The following is a 14,223-nucleotide window of genomic DNA, read 5'->3' as shown; positions in this document are numbered from 1 at the left end:
CGGAAAGAGTCAGTTTTTAGTGGACATTTCGGCGAATCCTCCCATATATGGCGGTATGAACAGGACGCTCAACACGTGCCGCCGCCCCTTTCGCAAGATGCATGGGCTCGGCAATGATTTTATCATTTTTGATGGCCGGACAGATCAGCTGGATCTGACCGAGGCTCAGGTGCGCCAGCTCGCCAGCCGCAATCGCGGGATTGGCTGCGACCAGTTGATCACCCTGTGGCCCAGTGAGACGGCCGACGTCTTCATGCGGATTCAGAATGCCGACGGCAGTGAAGTGGCGGCCTGCGGTAACGCCACCCGTTGTGTCGGGGATATTTTATTGCAGGAGCTGGGCCGTGACCGGGTGACGATCGAGACCGGAGCTGGCCTGCTAACGGCCTGCCGGGACGGCGACCTGATCCGGGTCGATATGGGCACGCCCCTGCTTGACTGGCGGGACATTCCACTGGCTCAAGACATGGACACTGCCGATCTTGACCTCAGTGTCGGGCCTTTGTCCCACGGGGTTGCGGTCAATATGGGCAATCCTCATGTGGTGTTTTTTGTCCCGGATGTGGCGGCGATTGTACTTGAAACGCTCGGACCCGAGATCGAAAATCATCCGCTGTTCCCCGAACGGGTCAATGTCAGCATTGTCGAGGACCGGGGAGACGGCCATCTGCGCCACCGGGTCTGGGAACGCGGCGCCGGGATTACCGAGGCCTGTGGCTCCGCCGCCTGCGCCACCGTGGTCGCGGCAAGTCTGCGCGGTCTGGTGGACCGCAAAGCCATTATCGACCTTGACGGCGGCACACTGCATATGGCGTGGGACGCCGACAATCATGTACAGATGACCGGCGCGGTGAGCTATGTTTATGAGGGTCAGATTGATCTGGGGAGCCTCGCATGACCCAGGTGCCGACAAAAAATAAAGCTCAGACCAAAGCAGATGTCGTGACCTTCGGCTGTCGGCTCAATACGTATGAGTCCGAGGTGATGAAAAATCACGCGGAAAAAGCCGGGCTGATGGATACAGTGATTTTTAACACCTGCGCCGTCACCGCCGAGGCCACCCGTCAGGCGCGGCAAAGCATCCGCCGCACCCGCAAGGAACGGCCCGACGCCAAAATCATCGTTACCGGCTGCGCCGCCCAGGTTAATCCGGAAAGCTTCGCCAAAATGGCCGAGGTCGATCAGGTGATGGGCAACGAAGAAAAACTCCATGCCGACAGTTACCGGGATTTCGGTATTGCCGACAGCGAGAAGCTGCTGGTCAATGACATCATGGCGGTGAAAGAAACTGCCAACCATCTGATTGAGGGTTATCAGGAACGCACCCGCGCCTTTGTCCAGGTGCAGAACGGCTGCGATCATCGCTGCACCTTCTGCATCATTCCTTATGGCCGTGGTAACAGCCGCTCGGTGCCGATAGGCGAGGTTGTAACGCAAGTGCAACGATTGGTCGATAACGGCTATCTCGAAGTGATCCTGACCGGTGTCGATATCACCTCTTATGGCCCGGACCTGCCGGGCAAGCCCAGCCTTGGGGTGCTGTGCCAGAAGATTTTGAAACTTGTTCCGGGTTTGCAACGACTGCGCCTGAGCAGCATTGACAGCATCGAAGCTGACGAGGCGCTGTTTCAGGTTATTACGCAAGAGAAACGATTGATGCCGCATTTGCATCTGTCGCTGCAATCCGGCGACAATATGATCCTCAAGCGCATGAAGCGCCGTCATTCCCGCGAGGACAGCATTGAATTCTGTCGCCGGGTGCGGGCGGCGCGGCCCGATGTGGTTTTCGGCGCCGATATCATTGCCGGCTTCCCGACGGAAACCGAAGAGATGTTCGAAAACAGCCTGAAGCTGGTCGACGAATGCGATCTCACCTATCTGCATGTCTTTCCCTATTCCGCCCGCGAAGGCACCCCGGCGGCGAAGATGCCGCCTGTGGCAAAAGAGGTCCGCAAAGCGCGGGCCGCCCGGCTCCGGGCGCGGGGGCAGGAAAAATTTGATGCCTATATGCGGGACCAGATCGGCAAGCTGGTCAGCATATTGGTGGAAAAACCCGACGGGGACGGCAAGGCGGTGATCGGTCATACGGAATATTTCGCCCCGGCGAAAATCACCGCGCTCTTCTCCCTGGATAATTTAACTTCTGGCCATATTGCCAAAGCCCGGGTAACCGGCTATGAACAGGGCATATTGATTAGCGAACTGGCGGATTAAGCGCCGCTCAAAAAAACAGATTTTTGGACATTCATGACCGAACAAGATACGGCACAAAACACCTCACATGATACAGGGGAAAAAAAAGGCTGGTTCAGCCGTCTGAAAAGCGGCCTTAAGCGCAGCACCAGCGCGCTAAGTGGCGGTATTGCGGATATTTTCACCAAGAAAAAACTCACCGCCGCCACGCTAGAGGAACTGGAAGACCTGCTGATCATGTCCGATCTCGGGGTCACGGTCAGCCGCGCGGTCTGCGAGACCATCGGCAAAGATCGGTTTGACAAGCAAATCTCGTCGGAAGAGGTGCAACAGGCACTGGCGGCCCAGGTGGCCGATATTCTGCGGCCGGTGGCGCAGCCTTTGGTCATTGATGGCACGCATCAGCCGCATATCATTCTGATGGTCGGGGTCAATGGCTCCGGCAAGACGACGACCATTGGCAAAATGGCGAAGAAATTTCAGCAGGACGGCAAGTCGGTCATGCTGGCGGCGGGCGATACCTTCCGCGCGGCGGCGATCGAACAATTGCAGGTCTGGGGCGCGCGCAACAAGGTGCCGGTGATTTCCGGCAAGGTGGGCGCCGATGCGGCGGGGCTGGCGTTTGAGGCGATCGAAAAAGCCCGGGCCGAGAAGGTCGATGTGCTGATGATAGACACCGCCGGGCGGCTGCAGAATAAAAGCCATCTGATGGAAGAACTCAGCAAGATTATCCGGGTGATCAAAAAGCAGGACGCGACCGCGCCCCATAATACGCTGCTGGTGCTTGATGCGACCACGGGGCAGAATGCAGTCCTTCAGGCCCAGGTGTTTCAGGAAGCCGCCGATGTGTCGGGCCTGATCATGACCAAGCTCGACGGCACCGCCCGCGGCGGGGTGCTGGTGGCTTGCGCCGAGAAGTATAAACTGCCGATCCACGCCATTGGCGTCGGCGAGAGTATCGATGATCTGCAGCCGTTTGATGCAGATGAATTTTCAAAAATGCTGGTGGGGCTATAACAGGGTAAGGCGCGTTAATGACATTGAGTACGAATCAAAAACAATTGCTGAAGATCGTGATCGAGATTTTCCCGCTGGCGCTGTTCCTATATGCTTATGACGCCAAGGACTGGGAAACTGTCTTTTTCGCGACCCAGGTCTTTATGGGCGCGATGGTGGCGTCGATGGTGGCGTCGAAGCTCGTTTTCGGCAAGATCGGTCTGATCCTGTGGATTTCCGGGGCGCTGGTCGGGATCATGGGGGGGCTGACCCTGTACTTCCGTGATCCAATGTTTATCAAGATCAAGCCGACCATTCTCTACGGGTTCTTTGCGGCGGCGCTTCTTATCGGGGTGGCGTATGGCAAATATTTTCTGAAAAACATCTTCGAGGCCGGCTTTCCGCCGATGCCCGATGAAGCCTGGAAGAAACTGTCATTCCGGTTTGGGCTTTTCTATATTCTCAATGCGGTGCTGAACGAGATCATTCACCGCAACTTTGCCTTTGACACCTGGCTCGAGACCAAAATCTGGCTGTTTATCCCCCTAAGTTTTATCTTCATGATGGCGCAAATGCCGATGTTGATGAAATATATGGATCTGGAAGAGGCGGGGAAAACACCGGAAGAGGATTAACATTCATCCGTCTTCCGGTTTAGTTGGTCTTCAGGTCGGGTTTCTCCATGGCTGGGCTCTGAAGAAATGGGGCACATTTTGGAGTATGCCAGAAAACGACTGGATATCCTGCGTTAAACCAGTTCCTCAAAGGCGTCGGTTTTGCTGTTATATTGCACCAGTCTGCCGCTGGCGATGTCGAAATGCCAGGCGTGGAGTTTTAAGGCCTTGGCTTCAATGGCTTCTCTCACCCAGGGGAAGCCTTTCAGGTTTTCCAGTGAAATCAGGGTCGCCCGGCGTTCGCACAGGGTGGCGAGAGCGTCTTCATCCATCTGGCTTTTTTCTTCCGCTGAAAATTCCGAGGCTTTTTCGACGATATCCATCCACGGGCGGATAAAGCTGTAGGGCGCATCAGTCTCGAGAACCGTTTTATGATCATGGTCGGCCATCAGGGCATTGATGCCGCCGCAGCCGCTATGGCCCTTGATGATGATATGTTCCACCTTGAGATGCTTGACGGCAAATTCGATGGCGGCGCTGGTGCTGTGATGGGTATTGCCGGATTGTTTGTAGGGGGGCACCAGATTGGCGACATTATGGACGACAAAAATATCGCCGAGCCCCGCCTGGGTGAGGATGACCGGATTGACCCGGCTGTCACTACAGGCGATGACCATCACCTTGGGAGATTGTTTGTCCTTGGCTTTGGAGAGCCAGTCAGCATTTTCCTCGCTGAGGTATTCTGCGCGGAATTTGCGGTAGCCTTCTACAAGTTTATCGTAAGAACTCATGGGGTTATTGGCCTTGTATGCTGATGATTTAAGCTATGTTAATCTGTTCCCTGCCGGCAACGCCGTGATAATAACCATTGGAAAATTCGATGGCAAACATTTCCTGCTCTAAAGCGTCATTGGCCTCAGGGGAAGAAAGCCGGTCGTTCAGCCGGTCGCGGTAAATCCGACTGATCCGCACCATATCAACGTCATGGGGCGACAGGCGAAAGTCGCGAATCCCCATAGCCGTGAGCGCCGGCAGTTCGGCCATCAGATTACAGTAAGAATAGGACAGGGTCTGCAGGCCATTGATGGCGAGGAAATTCTGCCCTTCCATGGTCGTGACCGGGAGCCCGTCCGGGTCCTTGTCACAGACATACTGGCAGCCGTCCTTGCTGAGCTTGTGGGCGCGGGCGTGATAACAGCGGGCCGAGATCGCCAGCGGCAGGCGACCAAAAACCTGCACCTCAAGGGCGCTTTCGGCGTGCGCGCTCAGGGCCTGCAGGGAGGTTTCCGGCAGCTCGTAGGGCAGGGAAATGTGGGTCGCGCCGCCCTGCTCATAATATTTCAGGGTTGCTTCGTTATAGACATTAATAAAGGGACCGATGGCGTGGGGGCGACCGCGCAGCAGACTGACGGTAGAAATATCGTTGGCTTCGATCAGATAATCGTCAGCCAGTTCCGTCAGATCCCGGGTGATTTGTTGGTCGCGCCCGTCCATGATCAGGGCGAGCCCGGACAGCACCACCTGTTTGCCTGCCGCGGTCAGCCGGTCCATCACCTCTGGCAGGTAATCCTTGCCCGCCAGCCGTTTGGCGCAGACCACTTCCCCGATATGCACCCGATCAACCGGGGCCTCATCGGCGATGCGAAAATAAAAGTCGCGAATTTTGCCACTGTCCCAATTGAACAGTAACGGCCCCAGGTTTAAGCGTGCATTCTGCATGTTACATCCACTTCTTGTCATAGGCGCCGGTGGTGTTCTGTCCGCCTTCGGAAAGATTATCCATGGCGATTTTGCCGCCTTCGCCGCGGGCGGCCTGATCGATGGCCTGACGGAAATTCTGCACCACTTCACGCACATATGCCTTGCTGCGCTGGCGGCCTTCGATTTTCAGCGCCGTGACCCCGGCGGCCATCAGCTCACTGAGAATGCCGGTGACGTTGAGGCTGGTGGGTTCCTCGAACAGATAACCTGTTTCGTCATTGGCGGTGAAGCGGCCCTTGCACAGGGTAGGGTATCCGGCCTGTTCGTGGGGGCCAAAACTGTTGATGGTGAAACCCGCCAGATTGCTGGTCAGGGTGCGGCCCTGCTGAATATAGGCGACGTGGCTTGCCGGGGAACAGACGCCATTCATATTGGGCGACTTGCCGGTGATATAGGACGACAGGCTGCAGCGCCCCTCGGCCATGGGGCACATGCCGCCAAAGGCGAAGACTTCGGTTTCGATGTCAATTTCCTGATTGAGCGACTTGATTTCAGGCACGGTCAGGACCCGGGGCAACACCACCCGCCGAACGCCGAATTCTTTGACATAATGCTGGATCGCCACCGGGTTGGAGGCCGAAGCCTGCACCGACAGATGCAGGCGCAGATCCGGATGGGCGCGGTGGGCATAATCCAACAGGCCGATATCGGCGAGGATAAGCGCGTCCACTTTCAGGCGGGCGGCATTATCCACGGCCTGGGTCCAGGCGTCATCATTGCCGGCCTGGGCATAGGTATTTACCGCCAGCAGAACCCTGGCGTCATGGCTGTGGGCGTAGTCCAACGCCTCTTCCAGTTCCGCGACCGAGAAATTCAGGCCAGGGAAATTACGGGCGTTGGTGGCGTCGCGAAACCCCAGATAGACCGTGTCGGCTCCGGCGTCGACGGCGACCCGCAGGGCGGCCGGGGTGCCGGCCGGACAAACAAGTTCAAGTTTCGAAGGTGTTTTCTCGGATGTCATGAGGCAATCTTCCGGCTGAGGCTGTGCAGCCGCGCCTGACTTTTGACCAGTTTCTGTTCCAGTCCGTTAAGGCGGCGGCGCAGGATCTGGTTTTCCTGATCCAGCGTGTCGCAGCGGCTGGACAGCGGCTGATTCAGGGCGTTCTGGATTTGGGTCAGGTCGTGATCGAAAGCCCTGAATAGGCGGCTGCCGATCCCGCAGAAAAGTTTCGCGGGGGCATGAAGGGGACCGAGGGCATCAAGAATTTCGGCCCGCAGATCAATATCGTCACTGTCCATGGCATTGCGCAGGGTGAGCAACGCTTCTGTGTCGCCTTCTACGGTCAGGCTGCGGGCAAAAAACAACGCGTCGCCGTCAATCCGGCCGTCCATCATATCGATTAGAGACAGAAACGGGCCGGTGATCACCACCTCCGGGGGCCGGGCCATGGCGTCATCCAGCTGGCAGGTGACCCTGGCGTCACCGATGATCAGACGCAGATCATGGGGCAGGTCCGTGGGACGGATGACAAAATGACAGCCCACCAACGGGACGAGTCGATCAAAGACAGCGGGATGGGTGCGGCTGATCCGTGCGGAAAACCGGTCCAGAATAATGTTCAGGGGGCGACGCGGCAGCGGGCGTAACATCAGCCCCGTCAGCATCAGGGCCGAGAAGGGCGGGGGCGTATTCTGGGAAGAGGGAGCAGAATCACCCGGACCGTCTGATATACTGGCGGGGGATATCATTGCGTCTGATATCGTCATGGCGCGCCTTTCCTTGTTAAATTTAATCAGGGTTCCTTATAGCGGTGCCGGCTTGAGGATCATTTGATGCAGATCAAATAAAGGAAAGGTCAAGATATTGTTTTTAAAGATATTTTATAGCTTTAATATTGCAGAACTGACCGGCCGGTCGAAGAATCATGTTGCTTGCCAAGGGGGAAGTAAGAAATTATCTTGCTGCTTTTTTGATGTTTAATGTCTTTAAGACTTGCCATTTTTGTCATTCGTGATACATATTATTTCATAAAGTTAGTTATTTTGTATCATAAATAAGCTGGGCCAGATGCTTGTCGGGAAAGACAAAGCGGCTTAGTCTTCTTATGAGGCAAATCGAAATCAGGGAAAAGGACCATATGACGATGTTTTCAGGAATTAACGGTTTTGAAAAATCCAGCCGTAACGAAATCGAGGCCGTACAGCTGGAACGGATGAAATGGTCACTGAAACACGCCTATGACAATGTCCCTTTCTATCGCACGTCTTTTGACGCGGCGGGGGTCCATCCCGATGATCTGACCTGTCTTGCGGATTTGAGCAAGTTTCCCTTTACCGTCAAAAAAGATTTGCGGGACAATTATCCCTTCGGTCTGTTTGCGGTGCCCCAGGAAAAGCTGTCGCGTATTCATGCTTCGAGCGGGACCACCGGTAAACCGACTGTCGTCGGTTATACGGCGCAGGATATTGATGTCTGGGCAGAGGCCGTGGCCCGCTGCATCCGCGCCGCCGGCGGGCGTGAGGGGGATATGGTGCATGTGGCGTTTGGTTATGGCCTGTTCACCGGCGGTCTCGGGGCGCATTACGGCGCCGAGCGCGCCGGCTGCACTGTCGTTCCGGCCTCCGGCGGGGCAACAGAATCCCAGATTACCATCATTCAGGATTTTAAACCGCGCATCATCATGGTGACGCCGTCTTATATGCTGTCGCTGGCCGACAGTTTTGAGAAGATGGGCCTTGATCCGCGCGAAACATCGCTGGAAATCGCCATTCACGGGGCCGAGCCCTGGACCGAGGAAATGCGTAAAGAGATCGAGCAACGCTTTGATCTGAAAGCCGTGGATATTTACGGTCTGTCGGAAGTGATGGGGCCGGGCGTCGGGGCGGAATATGCCGAAACCCAGGACGGCCTGACCATTTGGGAAGATCTGTTCTATCCGGAAGTGATCGACCCGGAAACCGGTGAAGTGCTGCCCGACGGTGAGGAAGGTGAGCTGGTCTTTACCTCACTGTGTAAGGAAGCCTTTCCGATCATCCGTTACCGCACCCGTGACCTGACCCGCCTGTTGCCGGGTTCGGTGAGTGAGATGCGCCGCATTTCGCGAATTTTTGGTCGTTCCGACGATATGATGATCATCCGCGGGGTCAATGTTTTCCCGACCCAGATCGAAGAAATTATCTGCAAGGACGACCGCCTGACGCCGCATTACTTCTGCGAGATCCGCCGCCCGCATGTGATGGATGAACTGACGGTGGTGACAGAAGCCAAGCCGGAATTTTCCGATGACCACAATCGGTCACATATTGCAGAAGAGCTGAAAAAACACATCAAGAACCTCTGCGGTGTCAGCACTAAGGTTGACGTGCGGGAACCCAACGGCATCCCGCGTTCCGTCGGCAAGGCCCAACGGGTATTTGATTTCCGCCATCTGAAATAAGATCTGCATTGCGCGGGCAGTCAGGGGGCTTTCTAGAATTGCCCGATCACGTCGATCTTGGCAAGAATGGCGTCCGCCAGTGCATCCTGAATGCCGAGATGCGGCGCCACATGGAATGTGAAATCGGGATATTTGGCCGCGGCGGCGGTAATCGCCGTCTGAATATCCCGACGCAAACGCCCGGAAAACAGAAGATAAGGCAGAACGACCACTTCCGGATAATGGGACCGGGCGGCTTGCGCCAGTGCGCTGTCCAGCAGGGGAGCGCTGTCGGCGGCATAGCAATAACGGCTGTCGCCAAAGTCGAACCGGTCATGCAATTTACGGCACAAGGTGATGGTCTGGTCGGCGACGGCCCGGTCTTTTGATCCCCGGCCCACCACCAGAAGTTTGCAATTTTCCCGATCTCCCTCCGGCAGGACGCTTTCCACAGAAGCGGCGGCAACGGCGATCATCTGATCCGTAAGACCGAGGGCGCTGCCGTATTTCAGGATCACATCAGGATTTTGATCTTTGAATGCGCTAAGAATGTCCGGCATGTCGGCCTTTGTATGGCCGGCGTTATACAGGGTCAGGGGCTGGACATGAATCGTCCGGTGGCCCTGATCATAGAAGGCTTGCAGGCCTTCAGGGATGGTCGGGCTGTTGAATTCCAGATAGGCGCCGGCAAGAGGGAGATCCGGGCGGGCCTTTTGCAGATTTTTCAGCAAAGAGGTGAATTCCGCCGCCGCTTCCGGGGACCGGCTGCCATGACCGCAAATCAGGGTCGCGGGGACGTTATGAAAAGATGTCTTACGCATGGCCCCTACATATCATTAAATGTTTCAGGAGGCGTAACTTTTTTTGCGCTATTTTAATTTCGTCTTACTTTAATTTGGGGGGCGCGATTTTATAGTCGATCGGAGTCTTGGAAAAATTGATCGGGTTGGCGACCACCGGGATTTTTGTGCCGTCAGGCCGGGTCATGTCCCGCCGCAGATGACGATGGATAACCTGCGGGTCCTGAAAGGCCTGCTCGATATTATTGACCGGGCCACAGGGGACATTGGCGGCTTCCAATGCGGAAATCCAGTCCTGGGTGCTGCGGTGGCGGGTCACTTCTTCCAGCAGCGGGATCAGCTCTTCGCGATTTACCACACGGGCCTCATTGGTGGCGAAACGTGGATCGTTGGCCCAATCCTGACGCGCGCAAAGGCGACAGAAACTCTGGAACTGACTGTCGTTGCCGACGGCGATGATCAGATGGCCGTCTTTGGTCGGCATCACCTGATAGGGCACGATATTCAGATGGGCGTTGCCCATGCGTTTGGGGGCGCTGCCGCCGACGAGATAATTGCTGCCCTGATTGGACAGCATCGCCATCTGACAGTCGAGCAGCGCCAGATCGATATACTGGCCTTCGCCGGTCTGGTCCCGGTGGGCAAGCGCCGCCAGAATGCCGACGGAGGCATACATGCCGGTCATCAGGTCCGCGATCGCGATGCCGACTTTTTGCGGCCCTGCGCCGGGCAGACCGTCTTTCTCGCCGGTCACGCTCATCAGGCCGCTCATGGCCTGGATCATGAAGTCATAGCCCGGACGCTTGGCATAGGGGCCGGTCTGGCCAAAGCCGGTGATCGAACAATAGATCAGACCCGGATTAAGGTCCTTCAGACTGTCATAATCAAGACCATATTTCTTCAGGCCGCCGACTTTGTAATTTTCCACCAGAATATCCGCTTGCTTGACCATGTCGCGGATGGTTGCCTGACCGGCATCGCTGGTGATGTCGAGCTGCAGGCTGGTTTTATTGCGGTTGGTGCAGAGGAAATAGCCGGCGTCGCCGCGGCTGCCGTCCGCATTGGTGATAAAGGGAGGGCCCCAATGCCGGGTATCATCGCCGGCATGGGGGCGTTCAATTTTGGTGACCTGGGCCCCGAGATCGCCCAGCATCTGGGTTGACCAGGGCCCGGCCAGAACACGGCTGAGGTCCACTACTTTGATATGAGAAAGAGGTCCCGCCATGTTCCTGATCCTTTTTAATCGTCAGAGCCGAATTTAATGCCCTGCGCCAGAGGCAGTTCTGTGGAATAGTTCAGGGTGCTGGTCATACGACGCATGTAAGCTTTCCAACTGTCCGAGCCACTTTCCCGACCGCCGCCGGTTTCTTTTTCGCCGCCGAACGCGCCGCCGATTTCAGCGCCACTGGTGCCGATATTGACGTTGGCGATGCCGCAGTCACTGCCGGCTTCACAGGTGAAGGTTTCGGCTTCGAGCACGTCGCGGGTGAAGATGGCGGACGACAGGCCCTGAGGCACATCATTCTGCCGCGCGATGGCGTCGGTCAGATCACTATATTTGAAGATATAGAGGATCGGTGCGAAGGTTTCTTCCTGAACATTGTCGTCTGCACCTGTCATTTCGACGATCGCCGGGTTGACATAATAGGCGTTAGGATATTGGTCGGCGAGGGCGCGGCCGCCACCAACGATTTCACCGCCGCGAGAGGCCGCGAGCTTCAGCGCCGCTTCCATATTCTCGTAGGATTGCTGATCAATCAGCGGGCCGACCAGGGTTTTCGGGTCAAGCGGATCACCGATGCTCAGGCCTTCATAGGCTTTTTTCAGGCGGGGAACGATCTGGTCATAGACACTGTCATGGACAAATACCCGACGGGTGGATGTACAACGCTGACCGCAGGTGCCGACAGCGCCGAACAGGATGCCCTGGAAGGCCAGGTCGAGATCGGCGGACGGGGCGACGATCAGGGCGTTGTTGCCGCCGAGTTCAAGGATGCTACGGCCAAAGCGCGCGGCGACTTTTGGCCCAACGATGCGGCCCATGGCGCAGCTGCCGGTGGCGCTGATCACGGGCACGCGTTTGTCGTCGACCATGATCTCGCCGATATCGCGTTCACCGATCAGAAGCTGACTCAGGCCGTCCGGCGCGTCTTCGCCAAACCGGGCGATGGCGTCCTGCAGCAATTTGTGACAGGCGATGCCGGTCAGGGGTGTTTTCTCGGACGGTTTCCAGATGACGCTGTCGCCGCAAACCAGAGCGAGGGCGGAATTCCAGGCCCAAACGGCCACGGGGAAGTTAAAGGCGGAGATAATGCCGACAGGACCAATTGGCTGCCAATATTCGCGCATTTTATGCAGGGGGCGTTCGGAGGCAATGGTCAGGCCGTAAAGCTGACGGCTGAGGCCGACGGCGAAATCACAGATGTCGATCATTTCCTGAACTTCGCCCAGGCCTTCCTGATAGATCTTGCCGCATTCGAGGCTGACGAGAGAGCCGAGAGCTTCCTTCTTGTCGCGCAGGATTTCCCCGAGCAGACGCACCAGTTCACCGCGCCGCGGGCCGGGGACCATGCGCCAGGCTTTAAAGGCTTCCGTGGATTTGGCGATTTTGGCGTCAACGCCGGCTGCCGTGTCCATGGTGACGCTGGCGATTTTCGCGCCGTCACGGGGGGCGAATACGTCGAGCGTACCGCCGCTGATGTCATTGTCCGTCAGGTTGAGAGCGGAAAAAATTTCCTGAATATTCATAGGGTTTGTCATGCTAATTCCTGTGTTACGCGCTTAAAGGTTCATATTTTTGATCTGATCCAATGTGGCGGCGGGGGTCAGGGCCTGCCGATCCACCTTAATCTCGATCAAGGTTGTGGTGTCCGCCGCCAGGGCTTCTGCGAAAGCTGGGGCGAAGTCTTCTGTTTTATTCACCGTGACGCCATGCGCGCCAAAGGCGCGGGCGTAGGCGGCGAAGTCAGGGTTGGTCAATTCCGTGGCGACCACCCGGTCGGTATAGTTTTTTTCCTGATGCATACGGATTGTACCATACATGCTGTTGTTGAACAGCAGAATGATGATTTTCGCCTTGTGATGCATGGCGGTGGCCAGCTCCTGGCCGTTCATCATAAAGCAGCCGTCGCCGGCGAAACACACCACTGGCCGGTCCGGGCAGGCGATCTTGGCCGCGACCGCCGCGGGCAGGCCGTAGCCCATGGCGCCGCTGGTCGGGGCGAGCTGACTGCGAAAGGTTTTGTAGGGCATGAAGCGGTGCAGCCAGATGGCGTAATTGCCCGCGCCATTGGTGAAGATCGCATTTTCCGGCATCACCGCGCGCAAATGGTCATAGACCGCGCCGACATCGACGGCGCCGACGGTGGGCAGGGGCGTATTCCAGGCGACATAATCGGCGCGCGCCTGTTTGCGCCAGTCGGCCCAGACGGGGGCTTCGACAGCGGGCAGGGCAGCGAGGGCTTTGGCGATATTCTTCATGCTGCTGTTGATGGATTTGGTGGTGCGGTAGACATGACCCAGCTCCTCTGCGCCGCTATGGACCATGAAGTTCTTCTGGCGCGGGAAGGGAACCTCGAACAGGGTATAGCCGCTGCTGGTCATCTCGCCCAGTCGCGGGCCGAGGCAGAGAATAAGATCGGCATTGCGCACCCGCTCGGCGAGTTTTGGATTGATGCCAATGCCCACGTCGCCGATATAATTTTCCAGCCGGTTATCGCAGAGATCCTGACAGCGGAAAGAGGCGCCCGCCGGCAGATCATTCTTTTTCAGGAAGTCCTCGATGCGGTTCACGGCTTCCACGTCCCAGCCGGAGCCACCGAGAATCACCAGCGGCTGTTTGGCCTGCCGGAGAGCGATGTGCAGTTCCGCCATATCGTCGGCGGACGGCGCGGCATGGGCCGGTTGGGCGGCAAGAATCTCGCGCACGGGAATTTCATCGACCAGCATATCTTCCGGCAGGGCGAGAACCACGGGGCCGGGACGACCGCTTTGGGCGACATGGAAGGCGCGGGTGACATATTCCGCCATGCGGTCGGCGCTTTCAATCTGCGCGACCCATTTGGCCAACGGGCCGAACATCTGGCGGTAGTCGACTTCCTGGAAGGCTTCCCGGTCAAACTGGTCGCGGGCCACCTGACCGATGAAGAGAATCATCGGAGTCGAATCCTGAAAGGCGGTATGAACGCCGATGCTGGCGTTGGTGGCGCCGGGGCCGCGGGTGACGAAACAGATGCCGGGCTTGCCGGTCAGCTTGCCGTAAGCGTCGGCCATATTGGCGGCGCCGCCTTCCTGACGGCAGGTGATCAGCTCCAGCTTATCCGCCACGTCATGCAGGGCGTCAAGCACCGCGAGATAGCTCTCGCCGGGGACGCAAAAGGCCTTTTCCACCTGGTTGATGCGCAGGGCGCGTACCAAACATTCTGCTGCTGTTTCTGTTGTCATTGATCTCGCCAATATTGCTTGTGAATTCATTAATAAGACATTTTGTCTATGATAATAGAA

13 protein-coding genes are annotated in these 14,223 nt (G+C 57.0%); 5 read left to right on the top strand and 8 right to left on the bottom strand.

Features of this window, described 5'->3' with window-relative positions:
- Nucleotides 1-19: 19 nt before the first annotated feature.
- Genes dapF through FIV45_RS16110 form a run of 4 tightly spaced genes read left to right on the top strand, consistent with a single transcriptional unit; the run spans nucleotide 20 to nucleotide 3,824 of the window.
- Nucleotides 20-898 carry a diaminopimelate epimerase gene (dapF, locus tag FIV45_RS16125; RefSeq protein ID WP_204602229.1) on the top strand — a complete coding sequence of 293 codons (879 nt, stop codon included), beginning with the start codon at nucleotides 20-22 and terminating at the stop codon, nucleotides 896-898.
- Complete coding sequence (gene mtaB / locus FIV45_RS16120; RefSeq protein WP_099473445.1) at nucleotides 895-2,214, top strand: tRNA (N(6)-L-threonylcarbamoyladenosine(37)-C(2))-methylthiotransferase MtaB; 1,320 nt, start codon at nucleotides 895-897, stop codon at nucleotides 2,212-2,214. The genes dapF and mtaB overlap by 4 nt, the downstream gene beginning before the upstream one ends.
- A gap of 33 nt (nucleotides 2,215-2,247) precedes the next feature.
- A complete protein-coding gene (gene ftsY / locus FIV45_RS16115; protein ID WP_099473443.1) occupies nucleotides 2,248-3,210 on the top strand; it encodes a signal recognition particle-docking protein FtsY in 963 nt (320 codons plus the stop codon).
- A gap of 17 nt (nucleotides 3,211-3,227) precedes the next feature.
- Nucleotides 3,228-3,824 (top strand): inner membrane-spanning protein YciB, encoded by a 597-nt coding sequence (locus FIV45_RS16110; RefSeq protein WP_099473442.1) that lies wholly within the window; start codon nucleotides 3,228-3,230, stop codon nucleotides 3,822-3,824.
- A 113-nt stretch (nucleotides 3,825-3,937) separates the two neighbouring features.
- Here FIV45_RS16110 and FIV45_RS16105 read toward each other — a convergent pair whose 3' ends face one another.
- Genes FIV45_RS16105 through ubiT form a run of 4 tightly spaced genes read right to left on the bottom strand, consistent with a single transcriptional unit; the run spans nucleotide 3,938 to nucleotide 7,271 of the window.
- A complete protein-coding gene (locus FIV45_RS16105) occupies nucleotides 3,938-4,594 on the bottom strand; it encodes a carbonic anhydrase (protein WP_099473440.1) in 657 nt (218 codons plus the stop codon).
- A gap of 28 nt (nucleotides 4,595-4,622) precedes the next feature.
- Nucleotides 4,623-5,522, bottom strand: coding sequence for a ubiquinone anaerobic biosynthesis protein UbiV (ubiV, locus tag FIV45_RS16100; protein WP_099473438.1), 900 nt, complete (start codon nucleotides 5,520-5,522; stop codon nucleotides 4,623-4,625).
- Between the two features lies 1 nt (nucleotide 5,523).
- Nucleotides 5,524-6,525: a ubiquinone anaerobic biosynthesis protein UbiU gene (gene ubiU, locus FIV45_RS16095; protein ID WP_099473436.1), complete on the bottom strand. Its 1,002-nt coding sequence runs from the start codon at nucleotides 6,523-6,525 to the stop codon at nucleotides 5,524-5,526.
- Entirely contained in the window at nucleotides 6,522-7,271 is a 750-nt protein-coding gene (ubiT, locus tag FIV45_RS16090; RefSeq protein ID WP_099473434.1) for a ubiquinone anaerobic biosynthesis accessory factor UbiT, read from the bottom strand. The genes ubiU and ubiT overlap by 4 nt, the downstream gene beginning before the upstream one ends.
- Before the next feature lie 371 nt (nucleotides 7,272-7,642).
- Here ubiT and paaK point away from each other — a divergent pair, with 371 nt between their 5' ends.
- Nucleotides 7,643-8,941, top strand: coding sequence for a phenylacetate--CoA ligase PaaK (gene paaK / locus FIV45_RS16085; protein ID WP_099473782.1), 1,299 nt, complete (start codon nucleotides 7,643-7,645; stop codon nucleotides 8,939-8,941).
- 32 nt (nucleotides 8,942-8,973) lie between these two features.
- Here the strand turns inward: paaK and FIV45_RS16080 are convergent, their stop codons facing one another.
- From FIV45_RS16080 to FIV45_RS16065, 4 genes are all read right to left on the bottom strand, one after another.
- Entirely contained in the window at nucleotides 8,974-9,741 is a 768-nt protein-coding gene (locus FIV45_RS16080) for a sirohydrochlorin chelatase (protein WP_099473432.1), read from the bottom strand.
- A 64-nt stretch (nucleotides 9,742-9,805) separates the two neighbouring features.
- Complete coding sequence (locus tag FIV45_RS16075) at nucleotides 9,806-10,945, bottom strand: CaiB/BaiF CoA transferase family protein (RefSeq protein ID WP_099473430.1); 1,140 nt, start codon at nucleotides 10,943-10,945, stop codon at nucleotides 9,806-9,808.
- A 14-nt stretch (nucleotides 10,946-10,959) separates the two neighbouring features.
- Complete coding sequence (amaB, locus tag FIV45_RS16070) at nucleotides 10,960-12,468, bottom strand: L-piperidine-6-carboxylate dehydrogenase (protein WP_099473780.1); 1,509 nt, start codon at nucleotides 12,466-12,468, stop codon at nucleotides 10,960-10,962.
- Nucleotides 12,469-12,501: 33 nt separating this feature from the next.
- Nucleotides 12,502-14,193 (bottom strand): thiamine pyrophosphate-binding protein, encoded by a 1,692-nt coding sequence (locus FIV45_RS16065; protein WP_165777033.1) that lies wholly within the window; start codon nucleotides 14,191-14,193, stop codon nucleotides 12,502-12,504.
- Nucleotides 14,194-14,223: the final 30 nt, after the last annotated feature.

The sequence above is a fragment of the Paremcibacter congregatus genome, from assembly GCF_006385135.1.
GTDB classification, from domain to species: domain Bacteria; phylum Pseudomonadota; class Alphaproteobacteria; order Sphingomonadales; family Emcibacteraceae; genus Paremcibacter; species Paremcibacter congregatus.
This window is presented reverse-complemented; position numbering and strand designations above follow the sequence as displayed.

What these genes read in the sequence shown, in the direction of transcription:
- FIV45_RS16065 (WP_165777033.1), bottom strand. Translation starts at nt 14,193, where the DNA reads ATGAATTCACAAGCAATATTGGCGAGATCAATGACAACAGAAACAGCA.
- FIV45_RS16080 (WP_099473432.1), bottom strand. Translation starts at nt 9,741, where the DNA reads ATGCGTAAGACATCTTTTCATAACGTCCCCGCGACCCTGATTTGCGGT.
- paaK (WP_099473782.1), top strand. Translation starts at nt 7,643, where the DNA reads ATGACGATGTTTTCAGGAATTAACGGTTTTGAAAAATCCAGCCGTAAC.
- mtaB (WP_099473445.1), top strand. Translation starts at nt 895, where the DNA reads ATGACCCAGGTGCCGACAAAAAATAAAGCTCAGACCAAAGCAGATGTC.
- ubiT (WP_099473434.1), bottom strand. Translation starts at nt 7,271, where the DNA reads ATGACGATATCAGACGCAATGATATCCCCCGCCAGTATATCAGACGGT.
- FIV45_RS16075 (WP_099473430.1), bottom strand. Translation starts at nt 10,945, where the DNA reads ATGGCGGGACCTCTTTCTCATATCAAAGTAGTGGACCTCAGCCGTGTT.
- FIV45_RS16105 (WP_099473440.1), bottom strand. Translation starts at nt 4,594, where the DNA reads ATGAGTTCTTACGATAAACTTGTAGAAGGCTACCGCAAATTCCGCGCA.
- ubiU (WP_099473436.1), bottom strand. Translation starts at nt 6,525, where the DNA reads ATGACATCCGAGAAAACACCTTCGAAACTTGAACTTGTTTGTCCGGCC.
- FIV45_RS16110 (WP_099473442.1), top strand. Translation starts at nt 3,228, where the DNA reads ATGACATTGAGTACGAATCAAAAACAATTGCTGAAGATCGTGATCGAG.
- ftsY (WP_099473443.1), top strand. Translation starts at nt 2,248, where the DNA reads ATGACCGAACAAGATACGGCACAAAACACCTCACATGATACAGGGGAA.
- ubiV (WP_099473438.1), bottom strand. Translation starts at nt 5,522, where the DNA reads ATGCAGAATGCACGCTTAAACCTGGGGCCGTTACTGTTCAATTGGGAC.
- amaB (WP_099473780.1), bottom strand. Translation starts at nt 12,468, where the DNA reads ATGAATATTCAGGAAATTTTTTCCGCTCTCAACCTGACGGACAATGAC.